Below are 16,461 nucleotides of genomic sequence, written 5' to 3'. Positions count from 1 at the left end.
GATCCTTAGTCCGGATAGCCTTGCGGGTGGCGTGACTGCCAGTGCCAGGTATCCTGTGCCATTTCATCAAGCGTGCGCGTCACACGCCAGTTAAGCTCTTTGTCGGCTTTGGTAGCATCAGCCCAGTAAGCAGGCAGGTCGCCATCACGACGCGGAGCGAAGTGGTAGTTCACCGGCTTACCGCAGGCTTTGCTGAAGGCGTTAACCACGTCCAGCACGCTGCTGCCGACCCCGGCGCCGAGGTTGTAAATATGCACGCCCGGTTTGTTGGCCAGCTGCTGCATGGCCGCAACGTGACCGTCGGCCAGATCCATCACGTGGATGTAGTCGCGCACGCCGGTGCCGTCTTCGGTAGGGTAGTCATTGCCAAAAATCGCCAGCGAGTCGCGGCGACCCACGGCAACCTGGGCGATATACGGCATCAGGTTGTTCGGGATACCCTGCGGATCTTCACCCATGTCTCCAGAAGGATGCGCGCCGACCGGGTTGAAGTAGCGCAGCAGCGCGATGCTCCACTCCGGCTGCGCTTTTTGCAGGTCGGTCAGGATCTGCTCTACCATCAGCTTGCTTTTGCCGTACGGGCTTTGCGGGGTACCGGTCGGGAAGCTTTCAACGTAAGGGATTTTGGGCTGATCGCCGTAGACGGTGGCGGAGGAGCTAAAGATGAAGTTTTTGACGTTGGCCGCACGCATGGCGGAGATGAGACGCAGGGTACCGTTGACGTTGTTGTCGTAATACTCGAGCGGCTTCGCAACGGATTCACCGACCGCTTTCAGACCCGCGAAGTGGATCACCGCTTCGATGGCATGGTCGTGAAGGATCTCGGTCATCAGCGCTTCGTTGCGGATGTCGCCTTCCACGAAAGTCGGTTGTTTACCGCCAAGGCGTTCAATCACCGGCAGCACGCTGCGCTTACTGTTGCACAGGTTGTCGAGGATGATGACGTCGTGACCGTTTTGCAGCAGTTGCACGCAGGTATGACTACCTATGTAACCGCTACCACCTGTTACCAGAACTCGCATATTTCGCTCCATTGGGCTTATGGTATGTAATAACCATAGCATAACAGAGACGCGAAAAGTGTGACATGGGATAAAATAGTGGAATCGTTTACACTCGTTTTCACACTCGCTTTTTTAATGACTGAGTGCATTCTAGATCAAAGAGATAGCGATGTATTGATGCAAGTTATCTGAAAAAGAGGAGGGCAGAGCCCTCCACGGTTAATCGACGTTGCTGAGAAGATAGCGATAACCCTCACCGTCCGGCACAAACTCCAGACGATGCGTGATGCAGGCGGGGGCATCTTCGGCATGATGTGAAACGAACAGCAGCTGCGTTTCACCTTCGCTAATCAGCACGTCCACAAAGCGGCGGATAAGCTGGCGATTCAGCGGATCGAGTCCCTGCAGCGGTTCGTCGAGGATCAGAAGCGTAGGGTGTTTCACCAGCGCGCGAACGATCAGGGCCAGACGCTGCTGCCCCCACGACAGACTATGAAACGGCGCGTCAGCGACCCGGTTGTCCATGCCCAGAATATCCAGCCACTGCTGGGCGAGCTTGTGCTGTTTGTCAGACACCGCCTGATAAATACCGATGGAATCAAAATACCCGGAAAGGATCGCGTTGCGTACCGTGGTACTGACCCGGTAATCCAGATGCAGGCTGCTGCTGACGTAGCCGATATGTTTTTTAATATCCCAGATGGTTTCGCCGCTGCCGCGACGCCGACCAAACAGCGTCAGATCGTTGCTATAGCCCTGCGGGTGATCGCCGGTGATAAGGCTCAGCAGCGTGGATTTTCCCGCGCCGTTAGGGCCGACAATCTGCCAGTGTTCGCCGGGATTGACCGTCCAGCTAAGACGGTTGAGGATCGGGCGATCGTCATAAGAGACAATCCCATCTCGCAGCACGATGCGCGGCTGGTGGGGATCGAGCGCATGGCGGGCCGAAGGGGCGTCAGGTTCCGGAAGCGTAATTCCGTCGAGTTGTTCACTGTGTGCGAGCTGGGCAATGAGCGCCTGCTTAAGCAGCGCGGTTTTTTCACCGGTCTCGGTCAGGTTACAGTCGGCCAGTACGCCCGCGTGCTGAATAAAGTCCGGAATTTCATCGAAGCGGTTAAGCACCAAAACCAGGGTATAGCCCTGCTGATTAAGCGACTCCAGCAGGGCCGCCAGCTGCGCACGGGACTGCACGTCAAGGCCGTCAAACGGTTCGTCGAGGATAAGCAGCTCGGGCTCGCTCATCAGCGCCTGGCAAAGCAGCGTTTTTCGCGTCTCGCCGGTAGAAAGGTATTTAAAGCGCCGGTTCAGCAGGGCGGTGATGCCGAACCGTTCTGCCAGGCGCTGACAGCGGGCGGGATCTTTCACCTCATCCTGAATAATTTCCGCCGTCGTACGGCCGGTATCTTCTTCGCCAGGGCTGAGTAAATCAGTGTTATTGCGCTGCCACTCGTCGCTTACCAGCTTTTGCAGTTGTTCAAATGACAGGCGCGTCAGGCGCGTAAAGTCGCCCTGGCATTCGCCCTTGAGGAGGGGGAGCTCGCCGGCCAGCGCGCGGGCCAGCGCGGATTTACCGCTGCCGTTAGTGCCGACAAACGCCCAGCTTTCACCCGCGCGTAGCGTTAAATCAGCAATCGTCAGCGTTCGGGTATCGCTAAGACGAAACGTGCCTTGCGAAATATGCAATGATGACATGGTTTATCCCTGTTTTTGCAGCAACAGATATCAGGGATACGCACTGTCGGCGCGATTGTCAATGCGCTCAGCACAATGTGGCGATAATCACCCGGTCTGCGTTGAACCAGGCGGTAACGACAGAACCTTCTTCTAAACCGTCCGCTTCGCTAAGCGGTATCGTCGCGCAAAGCGGTTGCCCATCTGCCAGGGTCATCAGCACTTCGCACTGCGCCTGGCCGCGTTCGATATGGCTAATAGCGCCCTGGAGCTGGTTATCGGCCGCCTTTGCGGCGTCGGGATCGCGCGTGATATTGACCCACGGCGCTTTCAGCAGCACCAGCACCTCTTTACCTTCATAAAGCTCCAGGCGCTCTGCGCTCTGCGCCGTTATTGCGGCCTTCAGACGGGTGGTGCCATCGGCAAGCAGGATCTCAATATGCTGCTGTACCTGCAGATTGTCGCGCGCCGTCACCGTTCCAAACCACTGGTTGCGGGCGCTGGTTTGTAACGAGAAGCGGGAAATGGCGGCCAGCAAGCTGTCCAGCGGAACGTTATCGTCGTCGCTCAACACATCGAACGCCTTTTGCTGGATCTGGGCCAGCAGATCGTAAAGCTGAATAAGGCGCTGGCCATAGCGCGTCACGATCGCACCGCCGCCGCCTTTGCCGCCTGTGGCTCTGTCCACCAGCGGGTGTTCGCTCAGGGTGTTCATTTCGTTGATGGCGTCCCAGGCACTTTTGTAGCTGATGCCCGCGTTTTTCGCCCCCTGGCTAATCGAGCCCGTTTGTTCTATTTGTTTAAGCAGGGCGATACGTCGCGGATCGGCGAAAAGCTTTTGCTGAAGTCGTAGAGTGAGAAGAATTTCGGCCTGCATAACAGTGTCCTGGCAAAAAGAGTATTGTGACCCAAATGGTGCAGGGCGCAAAGGGTACCGCACAAAAGGGGATGTTTTTCTCACTTGAAAGGGTAGAATGAGCCGTTCACAATATCTGGAGAAAACCATGTTAGAGTTGTTGAAAAGTCTGGTATTCGCCGTGATCATGGTACCAGTAGTGATGGCCATCATCCTCGGTGCCATCTACGGCCTGGGTGAAGTGTTCAACGTCTTTTCGAACATTGGTCACAAAGACCAGGCTAAAAAGCAGCATTGATTCCCCACAAAACGCCCGGCGAGTCCGGGCGTTTTGCTCTCAAGATTTTCCCGTCTACGCCGATATTATTTAACGCATCACACCGGTTTACCCCTTCAGCGGTACGATTAAACGCTGGGATCTCCCTGATGTTACCGTTATATTAAGATGTATATAACGCTACTCACAGGAGTTACAGATGGCACGTTCATGGGTACGCCTTTTCGCAGGGGCAACGCTGACGCTTTCACTTACCGGACACGCGCTGGCGGACGAGGGTAAAATCACCGTCTTTGCCGCGGCGTCGCTGACCAACGCGCTGCAGGACATCGCGGCGGCGTATAAAAAAGAGAAAAACGTCGAGGTGGTCTCCTCTTTTGCCTCTTCCTCGACGCTGGCGCGCCAGATAGAAGCGGGCGCACCGGCGGATCTGTTCATCTCGGCTGACCAGAAGTGGATGGATTACGCGGCGGAGAAGAAATCGATTGATGCGACAACCCGCGAAACGCTGCTGGGGAATAGCCTGGTTGTCGTGGCGCCAAAAGCCAGCGCGCAGGCGGACATCACCATCAACAAACAGACCCACTGGACGAGCCTGCTGAACGGTGGCCGTCTGGCCGTGGGCGACCCGGAGCACGTTCCGGCCGGGATTTATGCCAAAGAAGCGCTGCAAAAGCTGGGCGCATGGGAGACATTGTCACCGAAGCTGGCCCCGGCGGAAGACGTGCGCGGCGCGCTGGCGCTGGTTGAGCGCAACGAAGCCCCGCTGGGCATTGTGTATGGCTCTGATGCCGTTGCCAGTAAAGGTGTAAAAGTGGTCGCAACGTTCCCGGAAGACTCCCACAAGAAAGTGGAATATCCTGTTGCGATTGTTGATGGACATAAAAATGCGACCGTGACGGCCTTCCGCGATTACCTGAAGGGCCCGGAGGCGTCCGCGATCTTTAAACGTTATGGATTTACGACTCACTGATGATATTGACCGATCCTGAATGGCAGGCTGTTCTGCTGAGCCTAAAAGTCTCTTCCCTGGCGGTTGCGCTGAGCTTGCCCTTTGGGATCTTCTTTGCCTGGCTACTGGTTCGCTGTCAGTTTCCCGGCAAAACGCTGCTCGACAGCGTGCTGCATCTTCCGCTCGTTTTGCCGCCCGTGGTGGTCGGTTACCTGCTTCTGATTTCGATGGGGCGACGCGGTTTTATCGGCGAGAAGCTCTACGACTGGTTTGGGCTGACGTTTGCGTTTAGCTGGCGCGGTGCGGTACTGGCGGCGGCGGTGATGTCATTCCCGCTGATGGTGAGGGCGATCCGCCTCGCGCTGGAAGGCGTGGACATGAAGCTCGAACAGGCGGCCCGCACGCTGGGCGCAGGGCGCTGGCGCGTCTTTTTCACCATCACGCTCCCGCTTACGCTGCCGGGCATTATTGTCGGGACGGTGCTGGCCTTCGCCCGCTCGCTGGGCGAGTTTGGCGCGACGATCACGTTTGTGTCGAACATCCCCGGCGAGACGCGAACCATCCCGTCGGCAATGTATACCCTGATTCAAACGCCGGGCGGTGAAGGCGCGGCGGCGCGGCTGTGTATTATTTCAATTGTGCTGGCGCTGGTATCGCTGATGGTGTCTGAATGGCTGGCGCGGCTCAGCCGCGAGCGGATGGGGAAATAAGCATGCTGGAACTCCATTTCACCCAGACGCTGGGAAACCATACCCTGACGCTTAACGAGACGCTGCCGGCAAGCGGAATCACCGCTATCTTTGGCGTGTCGGGAGCGGGAAAAACGTCGCTGATTAATGCCATCAGCGGCCTGACCCGCCCGCAGTCAGGCCGTATTGTCCTGAATGACCGCGTCCTGAATGACGTGGAGAACAAAATTTACCTCTCGCCGGATAAACGCCGCATCGGCTATGTTTTCCAGGACGCGCGCCTGTTCCCGCACTACAGCGTGCGCGGCAACCTGCGTTACGGCATGGCGAAAAGCATGGTCGGGCAGTTTGACAAGCTGGTGACGCTTTTAGGCATTGAGCCTCTGCTCGACAGGCTGCCATCCTCGCTCTCCGGCGGAGAAAAACAGCGTGTGGCCATTGGCCGCGCGTTGCTGACCGCCCCCGAGCTGCTGCTGCTCGACGAGCCGCTGGCCTCGCTCGATATTCCGCGTAAACGCGAACTTCTGCCTTATCTGCAGCGCCTGACGCGCGAAATTAATATTCCGATGCTCTACGTCAGCCATTCGCTGGATGAGATCCTCCATCTGGCCGACAAGGTGCTGGTGCTGGAAGAGGGCAGCGTTAAGGCGTTTGGCAACCTGGAAGAGGTGTGGGGCAGCAGCGTAATGCACCCCTGGTTACCCCGGGAACAGCAGAGCAGCATTCTTAAAGTGAGCGTTCTGGAACATCATCCGCACTACGCGATGACCGCCCTGGCGCTGGGCGATCAGCATCTTTGGGTCAATAAGATCGACAAACCGCTACAGTCCGCGCTGCGAATTCGCATCCAGGCGTCGGACGTCTCGCTGGTGCTGCAGCCGCCGCTGCAAACCAGTATTCGAAATATTCTGCGCGCCAAAGTTGCGGAGTGTTTTGATGATAACGGGCAGGTGGAAGTGAAGCTTGAAGTCGGCAGCAGGACGCTCTGGGCGCGCATCAGCCCGTGGGCGAGGGATGAGTTAGGGATCAAACCCGGCCTGTGGCTTTACGCGCAAATTAAGAGCGTCTCGATCACCGCCTGATTACAGCAGGTGGGTATAAATGTACTGTGCGATGCTGTCGGTGGTGTTGTCACCAATTACCACGTTGGCGCGGGCTTTTACCGCGTCGTCGGCATTGCCCATCGCCACGCCGGTACCGGCGGCTTCCAGCATGCTGATGTCGTTATAGTTGTCGCCGAAGGCGATCACGTCACGCATCGACCCGCCCTGCGATTCCACATACTGCGTCAGGCGCTTGCCTTTGCTGTTGCCTTTGCGGGCAATATCCACCTGGTCATGCCAGGACCATTCGCACTCCAGACCCAGCGTTTGTTCCACGTGTTTTGCGAAGGTATTCAGTTTGGTGGTGTCTTCATCGGTCAGGGCGAATTTCCAGATAGCCTCAACGTCCTGGGCTGCCTGACGCAGGGAGGAAACCTGGGTAAAGACCGGACGCTGCGCTTCAGGCAGGGACAACGCCCAGTTGCTGGTGCGCACCACGTGGCCTGTAGGGCGCTCGTACACCATCGCGTTATCCACGTACATCAGGCCGTGAACGGCATGCTCATCCAGCAGATCGATCAGCTGCAGCGCCTGGGGAACCGGCAGCGGGTCGGATTCTAAAACCTTTTTTGCCTGATAATCATACAAATAAGTGCCATTACAACAAATTGCAGGTGTATCTAACGCCAGTGCCTGATAAAAAGGGTGAATGGCAACGTGATGTCGACCCGTTACGATAAGGAGTTGATATCCCACTTCCTGCGCGCGTTTTAGCGCCTCAAGGGAGGAGGGGAGAAGGGTTTTTTGCGGCGTCAGTAAGGTACCGTCTAAATCCAGAGCAATCACACGCGAGGTCATCTGTTTTCCCGGGTTAATATTGAATTTACGTTTTGATGGGATGGTACACCGAGAGGCGAACGCTTCAAAACTCCTGTCGACAATTCAGCATTCACCGTCAAAAGTTAACTACTTTCATGCGCAGTGAGGAGTGAATTTTCATGAAACAAACCGTTTATACCGCCAGTCCTGAAAGCCAGCAGATCCACGTCTGGCGTTTAAATACCGAAGGGACACTCACGCTGGTTCAGGTTGTTGATGTGCCAGGCCAGGTGCAACCGATGGTCATCAGCCCGGATAAACGTTTCTTGTACGTGGGTGTGCGTCCGGAGTTCCGCGTGCTGGCCTATCGCATTTCTCCGGACGATGGCGCGCTGACGTACACTGCCGAAGCCCCATTGCCGGGCAGCCCAACCCATATCTCGACCGATCGTAAAGGCAACTTTGTCTTCAGCGGCTCTTATAACGCGGGCTGCGTCAGCGTAACGCGTCTGGAAGATGGTATTCCGGTCGAAACCGTGGATGTGGTGGAAGGGCTTGAAGGCTGCCACTCGGCGAATATCTCTCCGGATAACCGCACGCTGTGGGTGCCTGCGCTGAAGCAAGATCGTATCTGCCTGTTCACCCTAAGCGACGATGGTCACCTGGTGGCGCAGAATCCTGCCGAAGTGACTACCGTTGAAGGCGCCGGTCCGCGTCATATGGTCTTCCATCCGAACCAGCAGTACGCCTACGTGGTCAATGAGCTGAACAGCTCTGTGGACGTATGGAAGCTGAAAGATCCAAACGGTCAGATTGAGTGCGTGCAGACGCTGGACATGATGCCGTCTGATTTCTCCGATACCCGCTGGGCGGCGGATATCCACATTACGCCAAATGGCCGCCATCTGTACGCCTGCGACCGTACCTCCAGCCTGATTACCGTCTTTAGCATCTCTGAAGACGGCAGCGTGCTGGCGATTGAAGGGTTCCAGCCAACGGAAACCCAGCCGCGCGGCTTTAATATCGATCACAGCGGTAAATACCTGATTGCGGCGGGGCAGAAATCCCACCACATCGCGCTGTATGAAATTAAAGGCGAGCAGGGGCTGCTGGAAGAGAAAGGGCGTTATGCCGTAGGCCAGGGGCCAATGTGGGTGGTGGTAAACGCTCACTAAGCGGCTAAAAACAAAAAACCTCGCGAATGCGAGGTTTTTTTATGCCCGGTAAACGCAGCGCCACCGGGCAAAACAGCTTACTGCTTCGGCTCAGCAACCACTTTGCTACCCAGACCGCGGTTGTTGTATTCCCACATGCGGTTGAAGTTAGCGTCGTTCAGGTTGCGCTGCACGTTCCCTTTATCATCCACCGCACCGGTATTGCCGGAGAATGGACGTTTAGAGATCGCGGCATCAGCCCACGGCTTCGCCATGTTGAAGCCTTCATTGATCACGCTGTCGCGGATCACGACCTGGCCGTTGGTCGCAGAGTCCACGTCCAGGGAGCGTCCCAGCTGCGCCACGCCGTCACCGGCAGCGTTAAAGCGGCTGTTCACGGCCAGGAAGCCGTAGAAGAGGTTAGACTGGGTTGCCGGAGCAAACACGTAACCTTCCTGCTGAGTGCGGGAGTTCACCACGCGGAAATCGGTATTATCAAACACCACCGCGCCGCGACCGGACACCAGATCCACGTCACCTTCAACGTAGCTGTTGGTCACCAGGGTACGGGTCAGGCGGTTATTCTGCAGGGTGTTCTGCACGCCGCTGTTGGTCACGAAGAAGGTGTTCTGACGGCCCAGAATGTTGACGTTATTAATCTGCACCTTATCGCCATCGCTACGCAGCGCAACGGCCTGGTGGCTGCCGGCATCAACGCTGTCGCCCAGGGTATTCTGAATGGTCAGGTTCTGCAGCTGCAGACCGTTATTCTGAGACCAGAATACCGCCGAGCACATCACGCCAATAGTGGCGGAACGCTTGCTCTGGCAGTTATCAAACATATACCACGCCGGTTTGCCCGGCATATATTTACCGGCCGGATTCACCAGGTGACGCCAGGTGTTGCTGTCGATTTCGGAATCAATCGCCAGGCCAATTTTTACGTCGATCGCTTTTTCGCCCAGACCGTAAAGCGTAATGCTGCCAGGGGCCGCCGGAACATACACGGTGCCTTCATATTCACCCGGCAGGATCGCGATGTACTGGCGAGACGCGCTGTGTTTAGTGATGGCAGCATCAACCGCAGCCTGAATAGAGGTATGCGTTACGCCCTGCGCACCCGCCGGGCCAACCACGAAGTCAGGCTGTTTAGGCAGGTTAATAGACGACGGTGTCCACGGCGCAGCGTTAGGATCCATCGCCGAGAAGTAGTGCGCACGATCGAAGTTCTTCGCTTCATCAGCGGACAAAATCGGGCGGGAGGCGGTACCGGGCGCAACCTGCTCAGAAGGACGCTGATCCGGTGGTGTTGAACTGCATGCGGATAAGGTCACGCCAAAGGCGAGTGCTAACGCCAGACGGGAAATCCTGGAAATGTTCAAGGTAGAGCTCCTGGGTATGCAAGTCTTAAACGGGATAGACGAAATAGCCTGCTTTTTTATACTAAGTTGAGCATCAAAAAAAGCCTGCCATATCAGTTTGTTGCGGATGTCAGGTCACTATAAGTCAAAATGAAATCATTAATTGAATTCTATCTTGTCCCACTCTCTTCCGCGGTCGTCTCGATACTGCAATGCCATGCTGTCCGACTTATGTCCGAGAAGGTGTTGAGCAAATTTATCACTGACTTGTTTCTCATAAATCCTTGCCGACAAACTACGTAGCTCGTGAAATGTCGGAGGTTCTCCTGAGAAGGATAGGCCTGATGCTTTTCGCGCCCGCATAAAATACCTTGATATGGTGCCTGATGAAAGGGGCTCGCGACGAGTTGATGAGATAATGGTTTCTCCACCCAATTTTTTACACCTATCTAAGATATCCTCCATTGATACATCCAGCACATCGACTTTTAGTTTTGTTGGTATGGCAAGCTTGGCCCCTGTTTTTCTCTGCTCAACATAAAGATATCCATCGGTGATGTCAGACCATCTCATTTCGCACAGGTCGCCAACTCTCTGGCCTGTAACAACAGCTAAATCCATGGCGAGTTGTACCCACTCAGGAAGAGAACCGGCTGCCTGGTAAATACTTCTATACTCTTCTACAGTCAGTCTGGCTCGCTTTACTTCTGACTTCGCCGCTCTGGTTGCAGTCACAGGATTAACGCCAATATGACCTTCTGCTATAGCCTCCCTGAAAATATCGCTCAGGGTTGACCTGATGAGCTTCGCTGTGGCGATTTTACCTTCGCTCACGTAGTCATTGAGTAATGATGCGATCTGCTTTGTCGTGACATCAGCTATAGGAATGTCAGAAATCCTCTCCCGTATCGCCCTTAGCTTGCTCCCGTAGTCTGTGATTGTCTTCTGCTTAAGGCCACGACCAGCAATGATAATTTCATATCTATCGAGCCACGCATGCATTGTTACGACATCATCGCTATTGATTCTCGAAACCAAAGTCTTGTGTTCGCTGCCAGAGAATATCTCAATATTGGCCTGTATAGCCTCATTCACCGCCAGTCTTTTGTCCCTGCCGAGACCGAACTCCTTACCCGTCCTTGGGTCCCTGTAACAATAGTACCCGTTGTTCCTGATGTAGAGATTTGGAGGCAAATTTCGGCGGTCGCTATTTCGCCTTCTTCCCATTTTTTATCCTCTTCACTAAGCTTCCAGTTGTAGTGCTGGAATTGTTAATTTTTACTGCGGATTCATGAAACAGATACTCCCTTCCATCTTTAATTGGAGGAGGGGATATCCGGCTCTCTCTTACCCACCGACGAACAGTCTCAAGGCTCTTTGGCCGTAACTGTCTCGCATTCCATTCTGGAAGTGTTAAGTACATAGGATTTTCTCCGCAATTACACGCAAGAAAAAACCAGCACTAGGCTGGTTATCGATGATTTGATATCTTGAGAAATGCACATGCCTCATCGAGTGTGAGGCTGTGTGATTCCATGGTTACTCCGCCGTTTCTTCTTCGGCATCTTTTGCGTTAGCGATATCGTAGAACTGCCCATAAGTTATTTTTTTGAAGCTGTCAGGGATAACAACTTCACCGTGCTTTTCTTCTTTGTTATTGGGTATTGCAAAGATAAGGCAATCATCGCGCTGCGGGTGCTTCCCTCCATACGTGGATAACATAGCGAAACCAAAACCACTACCAGATTGACCGCCAATGCCTGTACGCATAATCCCGTAATGATTAGTGATGTAGTCATTCCACTCAGGTAGAGCCTTTAGCTTGGCGTTGGCTTCATGGATAACAGCATCAAGCTCCTTGTTATACGCGCGACCTTCTTTTGTGTTTCCTTTACCGCGAGCGATCACTACTCGCTTCCCGTCAAAAAAGTCCTCACGCTTGATTGTCATCGCGCATGGGAACTCATAACCCTTCTCCCAAGCGAAGCTTTGCAGCAAGCCTCCACCGCCGCCCCAACTACTAGTTGTTGTCCATGCTATAGCGCCAACCCGTTCCGCTGCGGCTGGGAGGATTGAGTTGCGTTGTTCGTTAATGGCATCGTATGAGCTGATAAGCGCCTTAACATCATCACCTTCAACCATGTAGTAGTCGTAATATTTGCTTTGGTCTGACATTATCTATCTCCAATAAAAAACCGCCATTGCGGCGGTCTAGTCGATTACGTTTTTTCCTGACTTGATAGCGTCGTAAATCGCTGTAAACACAGCGCGTTGACCATTTGCACCATTAGCTGCGGCCTCTCTAAAAGTAGCATCCATAGCATCAATGGCCTCATCGCGCCTCTTATCTGCTTCTGAGCGGATAGGGCGAAATTCCAATTCATGCACGCGGTAAATTCCGCACTGATCATCTACCACAACATTAAATGGGTTCGTATAATCAACTACGCACATAACCCCTCGGTTCCATGAGGAATTCACATTAGCTCTGAATTCAAACTCACAACCCACCAAAGGCAAGCCATTGCCATCCCATTCTGTCTTGCTGGCTGCAAGTGCGGCTTCGTATTGCTCTCGTGTGACGCATTCATGATCACGAAAGTAACGAGGAGAAATCAGAGTCTCAGACAAAGCAGGCGGCAAATTGTCATTGTAAAAAAAACTAACGGCTCCTCCTCCTAGAATAACTGCCGCTTTTGTTATTCCATTCGGCCAGCACCACCCTTCACGTCCCTTTAATACTAAAAACTCAATAAGTTTCACATTCATCTCCTTACGCTAATTTCTTATACACGCGAGGCTCATCAACAGTAGCCGCACGTAGTTCGTGTTCGTGATGCACCGAGTAGTTGCCATCATCCCATTTGCACCAGCACTTCGGATGGTCACTATCCGGTTCAATCTGGCTCTCAACCATCCCTCTGATGCCTCCAGACTTAAGCTGCACTAACGCGCCCACAGCAAATTTAGCCATAACAAGCCCTCTGACATGTGAATGAGTGAAGAGATAGCGCTCAGAGCCATAATTCCGACTATGAGCCAGATAATTGGATTGGCGTGCATGGTGACTCCGGATAAAGAAAAACCCGCTGGGCGCGGGTTTGTTATGCGTCGAATGGGTTAGGCATTAATCACCTTCCCGCAGCGTTTGCAGTAGCAGCCGTGATAGGTTTGCTCCCTGTGCGCATCAACCACTTTTAAAGTGAAATTTGCATCACCTTCAATCTGGACTGGTCGCGTTGGAGATGATTTGGTTATCACTGGAACAAAGCTATGTCCAAATACAGCACCGAATAATCCATTGCACTTATCCATCACACCTCCCGCTTCGGTTCTGCTGCCTGCTCAGCTTCCATAGCCGCATCAATTTGCTCGCGTAATTTTGTCGCGTGATAATCGTCCTCTTCATCCGTGATGGTCTGCGACCAGAAAAGGCTATGGCTTCCGTAAACCATAGGCTCACGAACATCAACGGTTTTCGATACCAGCCAGTCCATGCGGCGTACGTCATCCGGAATCACCGGAGAGTTGACATCGGCACCCTGAAGCATGGCGGCGCGGCTATTCCATTTCTCTGCGCATATTTTCCTTGTGTCGTGGTGGCATGAGCATGGAGCATCAGCCCCTTCATGCTCGCCAACATCGCAACGCACCTCTGCTCCACATTTCTTGCAGGTTATAGAATAGTCTTGGCGCTCATGGCCGTAGAATTCAAAGAACATGCCGCCGTCTTCTTCTGGTTCACCGCCGCAAAATGGGCAAGGTAATAGCTTCATGATTTATCTCCATTAAGCATGGCGGCGCGGCAGGCGCTTTCTGCGATAGCTGCGCATTCTTCAACGATGTCGTGCACTGACTCTGGAAATTCTTCCATGCATGCGCGGATTGCTGTAGCGGCATCAGGCACAGATACCGGCGCTGGAGGGGCGGAGTAGAGTGGCGTGATGCTGGCACGGAATCCTGCGCGCTCATGAAGCGAAATCACCTCATTCATCTTCGCCTGGTTTTCGAAAGTCTTTTCGAAATCACTACCTGACTGACCATCGAGTGTAAAAGCCACTCGCCACTCTACAGGCTCCGCTTCGAGCGATCCCACCGCGATACGCGCCAGCTCCAGCATGTGGTCTGGTACGACAGTGATTAATTTACCCTTATCAAAGTCGCTAACCTGAATGAGCCTTGCTGCATTTGCGTATTGATCTATCTGCTCTTTGGTAATAGTGCTCATGATGCCTCTCCTTTACCGGCTGCGGCGACGTTGACACCAGCATCGTGCAGTGCCTCAAGCACCTGATGCTGCTTGTAAGCCATTTCCGTGTGATACGGCTCATCGAAATCGACGCGATGCAACATGCTATAGCGCTGTGGAAGTACAACCTCCCGCGCCTCCAGCTCAGCAATCCTCTTGCCCTTGGCTTTCAGCTCATCCAGCAGCGCCAGCACGGTGGCGGGGTTGGCTGCGGCGATGAAAGCTCCATTTAGCGCAGATTGCTCATCGTTGAGGTGACCACTATCCATCCTCACAATGGCCAACGATGAGGTGTCATCAGTAATGGCACAGTCAAAAGTGGAATACTTCCAATCGCCAGGAGTCGCCTTTTCCGCCGCTTCACGTAATGCGCGTTTGTCGATGTTGCTCATTGGGCGGCCTCCCCCTGGCGAATTGAGTTGATGTACGCTTTAAACGCATCTCCATCATCACGGCTGGTGCCCGCATGATTCTCGCCAACAGTCCATGAGGCCTTTGCTAATCCACCAGGGAATCTAAAATAAACCGTGATGTCTTTCTTGTGCCCGATGTAGGCCGTGACGTCTGTAATTCCAGGGAATTTTGCTTCCGCTTCCGCAATGGCTACCTTCTCTGCCTCATGAGTACGTTTGCGTTCCGCTTCGCAATCAAGGCGATGATTAATCCAGCGCGCCTCGCACTCCATATCGCAATACACAGAATCGCCATCCCATACGCGCCCCTCTGTTTCTTCATCAACGTGACAGCTGCAATAGGCGCACTCTTGCCAAAAACCAAACTCTTCAACCATAACGCGAGAAGGAACGCGACCAAGTTCTGCATATTTATCAGCGCCAGGAATACGCTTGCATGATACGCAGTTGAATTCCTCTTCCAGTTCGTTTGCACCTTCACGGCGAGCCACGACATTACTTGTAGCGAAACGGATAATCCCGTATTCGTCGCCCTGCACGTAATACGCTTTCAGCACTTGAATTTTGTCGCTCATGACTGCACTCCTTTGCGAATTTCGGCGGCGAACTCATTGGCTACCGCTGAATATGGATGCTCATGACCACCGGCAACCTTCAGGCTATCAGCAAACATCTCAACACCACTGGCCCGCACTTCAGCCAGGAAAGTGTCGGTTTCTGGGGTAATCATCGCTGCCACTGCATCGTCGATGTAACAATCATCAATACCGCAAAAATTCGCTTCTTCGCGGTTAGCATTAAGGTGCCGAATAATTTCTTTTGCAGCCTTCAGCCCTGCATTCTCCGCAGCCAGCTTCTCGTAATCCTGATAGCTTACGTATCCACCATCTGTCAGATTGGTAAATATTCCCTGTGCATTGATTCCATATCTCGTCACGCTCATTTCTTCGCCCTCTGGTTTAACCACGCTGTCAGGAATTTATTCTCGTTCACGCTTGGGAATGATTGACGCTTCAGCATTTCTTCGCGTGGGATGTCGTTGATGGGTTTGAAGCGGTGTCCGGCGATGAGCTCATTTGGTGTGATGAAAGGGTCGTAGTAATTTCCGATCATGATGAATTCCTCAGCTGCTGCGTACAGCGCCAAGGCGACCATAAGTGTCGCGATAGAAGTCGCTGTAGAAGGTTTGTTGTTTCGGTCCTGTGGTTTCCCACATTGGATGAAATGAGGCCATGAAGTTGTCATGCCAGAGCTTTGACTCGTACTTCCTTGTGAGCTTCTCTATCCAGTAATCGTCCTGAGCATCCTGAATCTGCTCCGGCGTGCGCTCATCCTTTGGCAGAGTTCCACTCTCTTTCTGCTGGTAATAAATCTCCAGGCCTGCACATATCCGGGCAATAACTTCGTCCTTCGATTCCAGTTTTTTAGGCGCACGGAAGTAACCATTTTCATCAGGTGACATGGCTTAATCCTTAAACTGGAGGCGAAGTTATGCCGCCTCCGTGAGGTGAAATAGAGTGTTCAGGTGGTGGTTATGCTGCTTTTAGGTCTTCTGGATAGGAAGGTCTGAAGTGCTTGTGCCATTCAACATGGCAGGCCTTACATAGCCACATAACATCCGTTGGCTTGCTGTAGTCGCAGTGGTGAGCATCTGGCGTACAACTGCTGCCGCAAGTCTCACACGTTCCCGGTCTAATCAGTTTTCCCTTCTTGATGGCGCGTTTGATGGCCCATTTAGCCTTTTGTTTTAGGGGTTGGCTTTCGTTGTAATTATCTCTGGCAAGCTGTAAAGCGATCCTTCCCTTTTCGGTCTTGTTGTAATTACGGCAAGCTTTATTGTGAATATGCTTGCCTGTGCCTTTTTGGTATTCAGAAACTCGCTTTTTGGTGCATTCCTTGCACACTTTGTTTCGTGGATAGAAGCCATCGAGCGGCTTCTCCTCTCCGCATTTTCTGCAAGTAATCATGATTAC

At 53.4% G+C, this 16,461-nt stretch carries 23 protein-coding genes; 5 read left to right on the top strand and 18 right to left on the bottom strand.

Going from position 1 to position 16,461, the window contains the following annotated elements:
• Positions 1-5: 5 nt before the first annotated feature.
• The 3 genes from galE to modE form a co-directional block, all read right to left on the bottom strand.
• Complete coding sequence (galE, locus tag SPH27_RS08265; RefSeq protein ID WP_023334950.1) at positions 6-1,022, bottom strand: UDP-glucose 4-epimerase GalE; 1,017 nt, start codon at positions 1,020-1,022, stop codon at positions 6-8.
• 201 nt (positions 1,023-1,223) lie between these two features.
• Positions 1,224-2,696, bottom strand: coding sequence for a molybdate ABC transporter ATP-binding protein ModF (gene modF, locus SPH27_RS08260; protein ID WP_182071395.1), 1,473 nt, complete (start codon positions 2,694-2,696; stop codon positions 1,224-1,226).
• Between the two features lie 67 nt (positions 2,697-2,763).
• A complete protein-coding gene (gene modE / locus SPH27_RS08255) occupies positions 2,764-3,552 on the bottom strand; it encodes a molybdenum-dependent transcriptional regulator (RefSeq protein WP_182071396.1) in 789 nt (262 codons plus the stop codon).
• A gap of 127 nt (positions 3,553-3,679) precedes the next feature.
• Here modE and SPH27_RS08250 point away from each other — a divergent pair, with 127 nt between their 5' ends.
• The 4 genes from SPH27_RS08250 to modC all read left to right on the top strand — a co-directional run bounded on the left by SPH27_RS08250 (position 3,680) and on the right by modC (position 6,531).
• Positions 3,680-3,829: an AcrZ family multidrug efflux pump-associated protein gene (locus SPH27_RS08250; RefSeq protein WP_023310811.1), complete on the top strand. Its 150-nt coding sequence runs from the start codon at positions 3,680-3,682 to the stop codon at positions 3,827-3,829.
• A 178-nt stretch (positions 3,830-4,007) separates the two neighbouring features.
• Complete coding sequence (modA, locus tag SPH27_RS08245) at positions 4,008-4,781, top strand: molybdate ABC transporter substrate-binding protein (protein WP_182071397.1); 774 nt, start codon at positions 4,008-4,010, stop codon at positions 4,779-4,781.
• The gene (modB, locus tag SPH27_RS08240; protein ID WP_033144966.1) at positions 4,781-5,470 is read left to right on the top strand and encodes a molybdate ABC transporter permease subunit; all 690 of its coding nucleotides are present in this window, start codon (positions 4,781-4,783) and stop codon (positions 5,468-5,470) included. The genes modA and modB overlap by 1 nt, the downstream gene beginning before the upstream one ends.
• Positions 5,471-5,472: 2 nt before the next feature.
• Positions 5,473-6,531 (top strand): molybdenum ABC transporter ATP-binding protein ModC, encoded by a 1,059-nt coding sequence (gene modC / locus SPH27_RS08235; protein ID WP_096150612.1) that lies wholly within the window; start codon positions 5,473-5,475, stop codon positions 6,529-6,531.
• Here modC and SPH27_RS08230 read toward each other — a convergent pair whose 3' ends face one another.
• Entirely contained in the window at positions 6,532-7,350 is an 819-nt protein-coding gene (locus SPH27_RS08230; protein ID WP_126795114.1) for a pyridoxal phosphatase, read from the bottom strand. It lies immediately after the preceding gene.
• Positions 7,351-7,490: 140 nt separating this feature from the next.
• Between SPH27_RS08230 and pgl the strand changes: the two genes are divergently transcribed.
• A complete protein-coding gene (gene pgl, locus SPH27_RS08225; RefSeq protein WP_182071398.1) occupies positions 7,491-8,486 on the top strand; it encodes a 6-phosphogluconolactonase in 996 nt (331 codons plus the stop codon).
• Positions 8,487-8,563: 77 nt separating this feature from the next.
• Here pgl and SPH27_RS08220 read toward each other — a convergent pair whose 3' ends face one another.
• From SPH27_RS08220 to SPH27_RS08155, 14 genes are all read right to left on the bottom strand, one after another.
• Positions 8,564-9,847, bottom strand: a complete 1,284-nt coding sequence (locus SPH27_RS08220; RefSeq protein ID WP_033144970.1) for a putative acyl-CoA thioester hydrolase — start codon at positions 9,845-9,847, stop codon at positions 8,564-8,566.
• Positions 9,848-9,985: 138 nt separating this feature from the next.
• Positions 9,986-11,053: a tyrosine-type recombinase/integrase gene (locus SPH27_RS08215; RefSeq protein WP_322435681.1), complete on the bottom strand. Its 1,068-nt coding sequence runs from the start codon at positions 11,051-11,053 to the stop codon at positions 9,986-9,988.
• Entirely contained in the window at positions 11,034-11,249 is a 216-nt protein-coding gene (locus SPH27_RS08210) for an excisionase (protein WP_322435680.1), read from the bottom strand. The genes SPH27_RS08215 and SPH27_RS08210 overlap by 20 nt, the downstream gene beginning before the upstream one ends.
• A gap of 116 nt (positions 11,250-11,365) precedes the next feature.
• Positions 11,366-12,001 carry an Eac protein gene (locus SPH27_RS08205; protein WP_322435679.1) on the bottom strand — a complete coding sequence of 212 codons (636 nt, stop codon included), beginning with the start codon at positions 11,999-12,001 and terminating at the stop codon, positions 11,366-11,368.
• A gap of 36 nt (positions 12,002-12,037) precedes the next feature.
• Positions 12,038-12,589: a hypothetical protein gene (locus SPH27_RS08200; protein WP_322435678.1), complete on the bottom strand. Its 552-nt coding sequence runs from the start codon at positions 12,587-12,589 to the stop codon at positions 12,038-12,040.
• 10 nt (positions 12,590-12,599) lie between these two features.
• Positions 12,600-12,800: a hypothetical protein gene (locus tag SPH27_RS08195; RefSeq protein WP_275156724.1), complete on the bottom strand. Its 201-nt coding sequence runs from the start codon at positions 12,798-12,800 to the stop codon at positions 12,600-12,602.
• 340 nt (positions 12,801-13,140) lie between these two features.
• Complete coding sequence (locus SPH27_RS08190; RefSeq protein WP_322435677.1) at positions 13,141-13,602, bottom strand: Lar family restriction alleviation protein; 462 nt, start codon at positions 13,600-13,602, stop codon at positions 13,141-13,143.
• A complete protein-coding gene (locus SPH27_RS08185; protein WP_322435676.1) occupies positions 13,599-14,054 on the bottom strand; it encodes a hypothetical protein in 456 nt (151 codons plus the stop codon). Before SPH27_RS08185 ends, SPH27_RS08190 begins: the two co-directional genes overlap by 4 nt.
• Positions 14,051-14,467 (bottom strand): ead/Ea22-like family protein, encoded by a 417-nt coding sequence (locus SPH27_RS08180; protein WP_322435675.1) that lies wholly within the window; start codon positions 14,465-14,467, stop codon positions 14,051-14,053. Before SPH27_RS08180 ends, SPH27_RS08185 begins: the two co-directional genes overlap by 4 nt.
• Positions 14,464-15,063: a hypothetical protein gene (locus tag SPH27_RS08175; protein ID WP_322435674.1), complete on the bottom strand. Its 600-nt coding sequence runs from the start codon at positions 15,061-15,063 to the stop codon at positions 14,464-14,466. Before SPH27_RS08175 ends, SPH27_RS08180 begins: the two co-directional genes overlap by 4 nt.
• On the bottom strand, positions 15,060-15,431 hold the full coding sequence (locus SPH27_RS08170) for a hypothetical protein (RefSeq protein ID WP_322435673.1): 372 nt from the start codon (positions 15,429-15,431) through the stop codon (positions 15,060-15,062). The genes SPH27_RS08175 and SPH27_RS08170 overlap by 4 nt, the downstream gene beginning before the upstream one ends.
• On the bottom strand, positions 15,428-15,601 hold the full coding sequence (locus SPH27_RS08165; RefSeq protein ID WP_083261523.1) for a DUF2737 family protein: 174 nt from the start codon (positions 15,599-15,601) through the stop codon (positions 15,428-15,430). Before SPH27_RS08165 ends, SPH27_RS08170 begins: the two co-directional genes overlap by 4 nt.
• 10 nt (positions 15,602-15,611) lie before the next feature.
• Complete coding sequence (locus SPH27_RS08160; RefSeq protein ID WP_322435672.1) at positions 15,612-15,950, bottom strand: hypothetical protein; 339 nt, start codon at positions 15,948-15,950, stop codon at positions 15,612-15,614.
• A gap of 70 nt (positions 15,951-16,020) precedes the next feature.
• Positions 16,021-16,455, bottom strand: coding sequence for a hypothetical protein (locus tag SPH27_RS08155; RefSeq protein WP_322435671.1), 435 nt, complete (start codon positions 16,453-16,455; stop codon positions 16,021-16,023).
• Positions 16,456-16,461 lie beyond the last annotated feature (6 nt).

Origin of the sequence: Enterobacter sp. A103 (assembly GCF_034427535.1) — a bacterium.
GTDB lineage: Bacteria > Pseudomonadota > Gammaproteobacteria > Enterobacterales > Enterobacteriaceae > Enterobacter > Enterobacter asburiae_B.
Note: the sequence above shows the minus strand (reverse complement) of the source record. Positions and strands in the feature narration are given on the sequence as shown.

Coding starts and splice junctions, on each gene's coding strand:
- galE (WP_023334950.1), bottom strand. CDS start 1,022: ATGCGAGTTCTGGTAACAGGTGGTAGCGGTTACATAGGTAGTCATACC.
- modF (WP_182071395.1), bottom strand. CDS start 2,696: ATGTCATCATTGCATATTTCGCAAGGCACGTTTCGTCTTAGCGATACC.
- modE (WP_182071396.1), bottom strand. CDS start 3,552: ATGCAGGCCGAAATTCTTCTCACTCTACGACTTCAGCAAAAGCTTTTC.
- SPH27_RS08250 (WP_023310811.1), top strand. CDS start 3,680: ATGTTAGAGTTGTTGAAAAGTCTGGTATTCGCCGTGATCATGGTACCA.
- modA (WP_182071397.1), top strand. CDS start 4,008: ATGGCACGTTCATGGGTACGCCTTTTCGCAGGGGCAACGCTGACGCTT.
- modB (WP_033144966.1), top strand. CDS start 4,781: ATGATATTGACCGATCCTGAATGGCAGGCTGTTCTGCTGAGCCTAAAA.
- modC (WP_096150612.1), top strand. CDS start 5,473: ATGCTGGAACTCCATTTCACCCAGACGCTGGGAAACCATACCCTGACG.
- SPH27_RS08230 (WP_126795114.1), bottom strand. CDS start 7,350: ATGACCTCGCGTGTGATTGCTCTGGATTTAGACGGTACCTTACTGACG.
- pgl (WP_182071398.1), top strand. CDS start 7,491: ATGAAACAAACCGTTTATACCGCCAGTCCTGAAAGCCAGCAGATCCAC.
- SPH27_RS08215 (WP_322435681.1), bottom strand. CDS start 11,053: ATGGGAAGAAGGCGAAATAGCGACCGCCGAAATTTGCCTCCAAATCTC.
- SPH27_RS08210 (WP_322435680.1), bottom strand. CDS start 11,249: ATGTACTTAACACTTCCAGAATGGAATGCGAGACAGTTACGGCCAAAG.
- SPH27_RS08205 (WP_322435679.1), bottom strand. CDS start 12,001: ATGTCAGACCAAAGCAAATATTACGACTACTACATGGTTGAAGGTGAT.
- SPH27_RS08195 (WP_275156724.1), bottom strand. CDS start 12,800: ATGGCTAAATTTGCTGTGGGCGCGTTAGTGCAGCTTAAGTCTGGAGGC.
- SPH27_RS08190 (WP_322435677.1), bottom strand. CDS start 13,602: ATGAAGCTATTACCTTGCCCATTTTGCGGCGGTGAACCAGAAGAAGAC.
- SPH27_RS08185 (WP_322435676.1), bottom strand. CDS start 14,054: ATGAGCACTATTACCAAAGAGCAGATAGATCAATACGCAAATGCAGCA.
- SPH27_RS08180 (WP_322435675.1), bottom strand. CDS start 14,467: ATGAGCAACATCGACAAACGCGCATTACGTGAAGCGGCGGAAAAGGCG.
- SPH27_RS08175 (WP_322435674.1), bottom strand. CDS start 15,063: ATGAGCGACAAAATTCAAGTGCTGAAAGCGTATTACGTGCAGGGCGAC.
- SPH27_RS08170 (WP_322435673.1), bottom strand. CDS start 15,431: ATGAGCGTGACGAGATATGGAATCAATGCACAGGGAATATTTACCAAT.
- SPH27_RS08165 (WP_083261523.1), bottom strand. CDS start 15,601: ATGATCGGAAATTACTACGACCCTTTCATCACACCAAATGAGCTCATC.
- SPH27_RS08160 (WP_322435672.1), bottom strand. CDS start 15,950: ATGTCACCTGATGAAAATGGTTACTTCCGTGCGCCTAAAAAACTGGAA.
- SPH27_RS08155 (WP_322435671.1), bottom strand. CDS start 16,455: ATGATTACTTGCAGAAAATGCGGAGAGGAGAAGCCGCTCGATGGCTTC.